Annotated in this window: 6 protein-coding genes; 5 read left to right on the top strand and 1 reads right to left on the bottom strand. The window is 40.1% G+C overall.

Annotation, left to right across the window (positions count from 1 at the left end; all coding sequences use genetic code 11):
• From CL42_RS14940 to CL42_RS17675, 4 genes are all read left to right on the top strand, one after another.
• The coding region (locus CL42_RS14940; RefSeq protein ID WP_035270364.1) for a M28 family peptidase at positions 1 to 505 on the top strand (505 nt) is incomplete at its 5' end.
• Positions 506 to 735: 230 nt separating this feature from the next.
• Complete coding sequence (purL, locus tag CL42_RS14935; protein WP_035270359.1) at positions 736 to 4,569, top strand: phosphoribosylformylglycinamidine synthase; 3,834 nt, start codon at positions 736 to 738, stop codon at positions 4,567 to 4,569.
• Between the two features lie 468 nt (positions 4,570 to 5,037).
• Entirely contained in the window at positions 5,038 to 5,433 is a 396-nt protein-coding gene (locus tag CL42_RS17595) for an abortive infection family protein (protein ID WP_228133296.1), read from the top strand.
• A 276-nt stretch (positions 5,434 to 5,709) separates the two neighbouring features.
• Positions 5,710 to 5,832, top strand: a complete 123-nt coding sequence (locus CL42_RS17675; RefSeq protein ID WP_257219859.1) for a KGW motif small protein — start codon at positions 5,710 to 5,712, stop codon at positions 5,830 to 5,832.
• A 30-nt stretch (positions 5,833 to 5,862) separates the two neighbouring features.
• On the opposite strand, the gene CL42_RS14925 is transcribed toward CL42_RS17675, so the two are convergent.
• Entirely contained in the window at positions 5,863 to 7,605 is a 1,743-nt protein-coding gene (locus tag CL42_RS14925; protein WP_035270355.1) for an FAD-dependent monooxygenase, read from the bottom strand.
• 159 nt (positions 7,606 to 7,764) lie between these two features.
• On the opposite strand from CL42_RS14925, the gene CL42_RS14920 reads away from it, so the two are divergent.
• The coding region (locus tag CL42_RS14920; RefSeq protein ID WP_035270362.1) for a LysR family transcriptional regulator at positions 7,765 to 8,448 on the top strand (684 nt) is incomplete at its 3' end.

Raw genomic sequence — 8,448 nt, 5'->3', positions numbered from 1 at the left:
TAAAATGACACCTGAACAGCTGAAGGGAATAAAGGCTTATATCAATGTTGATATGGTCGGTACAAAAAATCCGAATATTTTGGTTGCTGATGTAGATAAATCTTCATTAAAAGATTTAGAAGCCCAGTTTAAGTCTGCTGGATTATCTGAATCTGACTATAAACCAATGATTGATGGCTTAAAGTCTTTACCTAGTCATCCAGAGGATACTACGCTTGAAGAACATTTAAAATCATTCTTTAAAGCAAAGAACTTAACAATAAAAGAAGACATCACCACTTTAACAGCAAGCGACACAGCACCATTTCTAGGAAAAGTGCCGGTCACATCGATCATTTTATTTAATGAACAAGAACGTCCAGGTGCAAACGATGGCGAAATAATTTTAGATTTTGCACCATGTTATCACCAAGCTTGTGATAGCAAGGATTTAGTTGATCCAAAATCCATGATTATGGCTCTAGAGGCGATTCAACATCTGTTAAAAGTCACCAACACTCAATAGTTGAGATGACTGAAGAATTATTTAGGTGTATCTCATTTGAATTGCATCATAGGGTGCAATTCAATTTTTTTTACTGAATAAAAAAGATTTATTCGTAAACTCGATCGAAAATATGTCTTAAAGCAGTTTTGCTATCTAGCTGAATTTTGCAATACACAGTAGAATATGCGCTCTCTTCAAGTCACATTGTGGCATGGTTCAAAAGACCATCCCGTGGAGCCAAAATCAGCATGTTTATCGTGGCCGGTGCACCAGCACACTCTTCTTTTAAGCAAACGCAACTATTAACTCGTTTACAGTCAATTAGTTCGGTTCAATCAATAGAAAGTCAATGGGTTTATTTATTCGACCAAGCGCTCAACGAGCAACAACAGCAATCCGCTTTACAGCTTCTAAATGATGGTGCGTCATTTGAATTACGCCAAGCAGCCACAGATGAGATTCAAATCTTAGTCACTCCACGCGTAGGCACAATTTCGCCGTGGTCTTCAAAAGCGACCGATATTTTTGCGAACTGCAACACACCGGTTCATCGTCTTGAACGCGGTGTTTTGTTTACTTTGAAGGGTGTAAAAGACGTTTCAAATGAAATTAAGCAAATCCTGCATGACCGAATGACAGAAAGTGTTTTCAATCAAATTGACGATGCTGCTGCTTTATTCACTGAAACTGAGCCAAAACCGCTGAACTCGATTGATATTCTAGGTCAAGGTAAAGAAGCGCTCGTAAAAGCAAACTCTGAATTTGGTTTTGCTTTATCGGATGAAGAAATTGATTACTTAACTGATGCATTTATCAAGTTAGGTCGCAATCCGCATGACATTGAACTCATGATGTTTGCACAAGCGAACTCTGAGCATTGTCGTCATAAAATCTTTGGTTCAGAATGGACAATCGATGGTGAAGTTCAACCATTGTCATTGTTCCAAATGATTAAAAATACCTATAAAGAATCACCTACAGATGTATTGTCAGCATATAAAGACAATGCTTCAGTGATTGTTGGTTTTGATACGCAACGTTTTTATCCGAAAAAAGATGAAAACGGTCATTATGTTTATAAATACAAGAGCCAAGCTGCCCACATCCTAATGAAAGTGGAAACCCACAACCATCCTACAGCGATTGCACCATTTGCAGGTGCGGCAACAGGTTCGGGCGGTGAAATCCGTGATGAAGGTGCAACAGGTCGTGGTGGTAAGCCAAAAGCAGGCTTAACAGGTTTTACAACGTCTAACCTAAACATTCCGGGCTTTGAACAGCCATGGGAAGAAAACTACGGTAAACCATCTCGTATGGCATCTCCACTTCAAATTATGATTGAAGGTCCATTGGGTGGCGCTGCGTTTAACAACGAATTTGGTCGTCCTGCGTTAAATGGTTACTTCCGTACATTCGAGCAAAATGTAAATGGTGATGTAAAAGGTTTCCATAAGCCAATTATGATTGCTGGTGGTTACGGTAACATCCGTCCTGACCACGTTGAAAAAGATGCGATCCAACCGGGCGATTTATTGATCGTGCTGGGTGGTCCTGCAATGCTCATCGGTCTTGGTGGTGGTGCTGCTTCTTCTGTAGATAGCGGTACAATGGGCGAGAGCTTAGACTTTGCTTCTGTACAACGTGAAAACCCAGAAATGGAACGCCGTTGCCAAGAAGTCATTGATACTTGCTGGCGTATGGAAGACCACAACCCAATCGTGTCTGTACATGACGTAGGTGCTGGTGGTATTTCAAATGCCATGCCTGAACTGGTAAATGACCACGAATTAGGTGCAAAACTTGATCTTCGTAAAGTACCATCATTGGAGCCAGGTATGGCGCCAATGGAAATTTGGTCAAATGAAGCACAAGAGCGTTATGTATTGGCGATCCGCCCATCTTCATTAGAATTATTTGAATCAATCTGTGCGCGTGAACGTTGTCCGTTTGCCGTATTAGGTGAAGCGACTGAAGCGCGTCATTTAACGGTTGAAGATCCATTGTTTGGTAATAACCCAGTTGATGTACCAATGCAAGTGATCTTAGGTGGTACGCCACGTATGAGCCGCGCGTATGACTGTATCGAACGTCACGGTGATGACTTTAATGCGGCTAAAGTGACTGATCTTAAAGATGCGATTTACCGTGTGATTAAGAACCCAACAGTTGCGTCTAAATCATTCTTAATTACCATTGGTGACCGTTCAATTACAGGTATGGTTGCACGTGACCAAATGGTTGGTCCATGGCAAGTGCCTGTAGCGGATGCTGCGGTAACAACAACAAGTTTAGTGGGCTACACAGGCGAAGCAATGGCAATGGGTGAACGTCCACCTGTAGCATTGTTAAATCCTGCGGCATCTGCGCGTTTAGCAGTGGCTGAGTCAATCACGAACATCATGTCTGCAAAAATCGAGAAAATCAGCGACATTAAATTGTCTGCGAACTGGATGGCTGCAGCAGGTCAAGTAGGCGAAGACCAAGCATTATTTGAAGGTGTAAAAGCCATCGGTATGGAAATGTGTCCTGCGCTTGGCATCGCAATTCCTGTAGGTAAAGATTCTTTATCGATGCGTACTACTTGGAATGACGAAGGTGAAGATAAGTCTGTAACTTCTCCAATGTCAGGTGTGATCACAGCATTTGCACCAGTGACTGATGTGCGTAAGACATTAACACCAGAATTGAAAAACTTAGATTCAGTACTTGTACGTATTGATTTGTCTAAAGGTCAATTCCGTCTAGGTGGTTCGATCCTTGCGCAAGTGTATAAAGCAATTGGTTCTGTAACGCCTGACGTAGATAGCTTCGATGACTTCAAAGCATTCTTTGCATTGGTGCAAGATTGGAACAACCGTGGCTTAATCAAGGCTTACCATGACATCGGTGATGGTGGTTTAATCGCAACTGTTGCAGAGATGATGTTCGCTTCACGCTTAGGTGTGGCTTTAGAAGATCAGTCTGTAGCAAGCTTATTTGCTGAAGAAATTGGTGCAGTACTACAAATTGCTAAAGCCGATTGGGATGCGCTACAGGCTGAAGTTTCAGCATCAAGCTTAAAAGATGCGATCAGTGTCATTGGTACAGTGAATATTACTGATACGCTAACGATCAATGGTTTAACGCTAGATCGTGTTGAACTGCAACAAGCGTGGACTGAAGTGTCACATCAGATCCAACGTTTACGTGACAACGTGGAAACTGCAGATCAAGAATATAGTCTAATTGCGAATAAAGATCATAAAGGTCTGATTGCAAAAGCGACATTCGATTTGAATGAAGAAATTGAAGCACCGTATATCAATACACGTCGTCCGAATATGGCAATCTTGCGTGAGCAGGGTGTAAACGGTCATGTGGAGATGGCAGCTGCATTCGATAAAGTCGGTTTCAATACGATTGATGTCCATATGAGCGACCTACTCGCTGGTCGTGTAAGCCTTGATGAATTTGAAGGTTTGGTGGCATGTGGTGGTTTCTCTTACGGTGACGTTTTAGGCGCTGGTGGTGGTTGGGCGAAGTCAGTATTGTTCAATCCTAAACTTCGTGATCAATTTGAGAAATTCTTTAACCGTCAAGAAACATTCTCACTCGGTATCTGTAACGGTTGCCAAATGTTGTCTCAATTGGCTCCACTCATTCCAGGTGCTGAAAACTGGCCACGTTTCCACCGTAACGTATCAGAAATGTTTGAAGCGCGAGCTGTAAACGTTCGTGTTGAAAAATCTAAATCTGTACTTTTAGAAGGTATGGAAGGTTCGATTTTACCAATCGCTGTGGCGCATGGTGAAGGTCGCGTTGTTGCAGCGGACAGCTCTATTGCTGCATTGAATGCGGGTAATCAAGTGACTTTACGTTATGTTGATAGCCAAGGTAATCCAACTCAACATTACCCATTGAACCCGAACGGCTCACCTGAAGCAATTACAGGTGTGACTTCAACTGATGGTCGTGCAACGATTATGATGCCTCATCCAGAGCGTAACTTCCGTGCGATTCAGCATTCTTGGAAACCTGAAGACTGGGATCAAGATGGTGCTTGGTTACGTATGTTCCGTAATGCTCGTAAATTTATTGGTTAATTGACCATGGATTGAAAAAGCCACCTTTGGGTGGCTTTTTTATTTTAAGGCTTAATAAAATTAGTATTTTTGCAATTCAGTGAAATATACTTAGAGGTAATAAAGGTAGATTTTTTATACTTATATGACTGATTTGATGAAAAAAATAGAGATATTACAGCAATTACTTATTGCTAGAGTTCTAAATGAAATTGGATCAGAGAAAAATGCAGAATATGTCAAATTAAGAGCTGAACTTTTAAAAATAAACAATATAAACCATATATTCCTAAACTGATAAAACAATCAAGATCGTTAGAACAAGCAGATGATTTTTTAAAAAATACCTGTAATAGTTTCATCGAATGTAAAGAATATATTTATGAGGAGTTCAGTCGAATATTTGAGATTTTAGAAGATGCGAATCTTGGCTCAATTGATGATCTAGTATTAAGTTCGCTAGAGAAGCTAGGATCAGATCATATTCATTTGACATGGCGAAAAGCGATAGAGAGAAGATATGCTGATCCAGAAGGCGCGATTACTTTAGCCAGAACACTTCTAGAATCAACCTGTAAGCATATTCTTGATGAACAGCAAATTGATTATGGCAATTCTCCTGATATTAACCAATTATACAGATTAGTCAGCAAAGAATTAAACCTAGCTCCATCACAACATACAGAACAGACTTTTAAACAGATTCTTGGAGGCTGTAGTTCAATTATTGAAGGCTTAGGTTCATTACGAAATAAAGTGAGCGATGCACATGGGCAAGGTAAAACCAATTTTAAACCTGCACCGAGACATGCTGAACTCGCAGTTAATTTGGCTGGATCAATGTCAGTTTTTTTATTTGCAACGTGGAGCTTAAAAGAAAAATAATGAATAAATTTATTAATAAAAAACATTGTTAAATAGTATCTTAAATTTACCTTATGGAAAAATAAATTTAGATTCGCTAACATGAGCTTATTCAGCCACCATTTTGGTGGTTTTTGTTTTTATAGATTTGGTTTCAAAATCTTTCTCCCACTGGACTTGGTTTGGTTTTTGCTTTTATATAGAGGTTAGGACAAGTGTGTTTATTGGACATATAGCTAACCATAATAAGTAAGAATTTAATGCGGTTCGTTTTTAACTCAGGTATGAGGTGACGATATGACCAAAACAATGATGATACTGAACAAACACGAGTTGAGGCAAAAAGGCTGGAAGCTATTCGCTTTTGTGGCCAGTCTTCAAATCCTATTTTTAATTGCAGGTTATTTCTTAACAGCGTGAAAAAAGCCACCTTATGGTGGCTTTTATTATTTAAACAGTAAGTTGAATCTGTTTCAGTACTGCTCTCAGAGTATTTTCAAAATCAAAAGATTCATTGGTACTGTCTTGATAACGCCAAGCAACATAGCCATCTGGACGTACTAAAACAGCACCAGACTCATGAATTTCAGACTTCGCATTCCATGTACCATAGACATTACGATAATCTCTTGAACCGATTTGAATGACGTCTAAATACCCAAGATTAAGCTGTTCGGCAGCCTTTTTCCAGCCTTTGCCTGACAGGCCAGTGAGTAAGGTAAAGCGACCTTTGCCCGTAATATCTAAAGTTGAAACTTTTTGACCTTTAGCATTGATGAGCCAAGTATGCGGTACTTTTGCTCCTGGGCGTGTAGTGGCTTGAAGGTAAAGTTGTTCATCTTGTTTAAAGACTTCAGGTTCTGATTCAGAGATGACAGCGTTTGAGTTATAACGCTGATTCAGTTCAACACCTTGAGCATTAAATTCAAAATTTTTAATTGCTAATGCATTGTAGAGTTTTGTACGTATTTCAGCGCCTTGTTCATTTTCAGCAAAAATACGCTCCAGCATTTGCTTTTGGGTTGTTACACCTTGCTCAAAACCAAAAACTTCTTTGAGGTGTTTATAATCAAATCGTGATTGGTTGGCACGTGCAACAATTTGCTTACCTACAGGCGCACGTTCAACGGTATAAGAATCGAGAAGCGTAGGTTGAGACCAACCTTTAACTGCATATGCAAGTTTCCAACCGAGGTTAAAGGCATCCTGCATACAGGTATTCGAGCCTAGACCACTTGATGGTGGATGACGATGCACTGCATCACCACCACAGAATACACGACCTTTCGAATATTCAGTTGCCCATGTTTGGTTCACGTACCAATAAGACAATTTTTGAATTTCAACATCTTCAACATGCTCACCCACGAAGGCATCTAAACGTGCGCGAACTTGTTCTTCAGTTACTTGAGGCTCGCCTTTAGAAATATCGAAGCCCCAACCCATAATCCACTCGTTCCATGGGGTGATGGCACGCAATAGTCCCATACCTAAATCACCAAAACTTGCTTCAGGATTGACAATCCATTGCAAAATCGCAGGGCGGTGCTGAACGTATTTAGATAAGTCCGCCTTAAAGGTCACATACACTGTACCAGCCCGCGCCATAACGCCTTCAAGTGGTAATTCCAATTGTTCAACAACTTTTGAGCGCGCACCGTCCATTCCCACCAAGTATTTTGCACGTAAACTAAATTGGGTATTGGTAATATGATTGAGGAATTTCGCAGTCACGCCGTGTTCATCTTGTACGTGAGATAAATATTCAGTATTGAAGTTAAAAATAGCGCCACGCTCTGCCGCATTTTTAACGAGCAGCGCTTCCATTTTAGGTTGGATAAGATCCACTAAAGGGCATGGACTCCCTTTGATATAATCGCCATGACGTTCATCGCCTGTGCCCCAAGCACTGATACGAGCAATTTCCTCACCGACTAAACTGGTTGTGATCAGGCTTTCACCCATATGTTCCCAAGGTGTTGCGATTTTCTTCACCTGTTCTTCAATACCTAAATCACGGAGGACTTCCATGGCACGTTGATTAGTAATATGTGCACGAGGACTGTTGGCTAACCAATTAAACTGGGTAAACAATTGAACTTTGACGCCATAATTGGCAAGGGCAAGCCCCAGAGTTGAACCAGCAGGACCAGTACCAATGATAAGAACATCAGTGTCAAAATGTTGAGACATGCTTTTTCCTAAATGAATTGAATACATGGGGAGAGTTGTTGAATTCAGGTAGTCTAGAAAAAAAGTGCAGTGATCTATAGTCGTATTCATATAAACTATCGATCTATATAAAATTCAAAGTAATGAAAGTGCACTTATGTACGATGGGCTGATTGAGATATGGAATTACGACATTTACGGTATTTTATGACTGTTGCTCAAGAGCAAAGCTTTACTAAAGCTGCCGAAAAGCTCTATACCGCACAACCATCACTCAGTCAGCAAATTAAAGATCTTGAACACGAAGTCGGTGTTACTTTATTTGATCGGACCACTCGTAAAGTCAAACTGACTGATGAAGGGGAAGCATTTTTAAAATATGCAGCTTTGACTCTGGACAATGCCAAGCAAGCTGTAGCTGCAGCTAGACAGGTCGCTCAGCAAAAGAATAATCAAATTCACATTGGATTTTTGAATGTGGCTGAACTGAAATTGATGCCTAGCATTCTGGCGCAGTTAAGAAAGAATATTCCTAATCTTAAAATTCATTTACACAGTTTGACCTGTACTGAGCAAATACAAAAACTTAGAAATGCTGAACTTGATATATGTTTTACTCGATACAAAATGGATCATTCAGATTATGAAGATATCCATATTCTTACAGAACAAATTTATTTGGTGGCTGCAGACAATCTTCATCCTTCAGAACGGACATTGAAACTACAAGAATTAAAAAATTCATCAGTCATTATGTGTGAACAAAATGCTTCACCAATATTCTATGATAAATTAAATGTTCTAGTTCCCTTCGAAAAGATGGATGATCAAATGCTGTGGGTGACTAATGTATTACAGCATATA

Source organism: Acinetobacter sp. Ver3 (assembly GCF_000632455.1).
GTDB lineage: Bacteria > Pseudomonadota > Gammaproteobacteria > Pseudomonadales > Moraxellaceae > Acinetobacter.
This window is presented reverse-complemented; position numbering and strand designations above follow the sequence as displayed.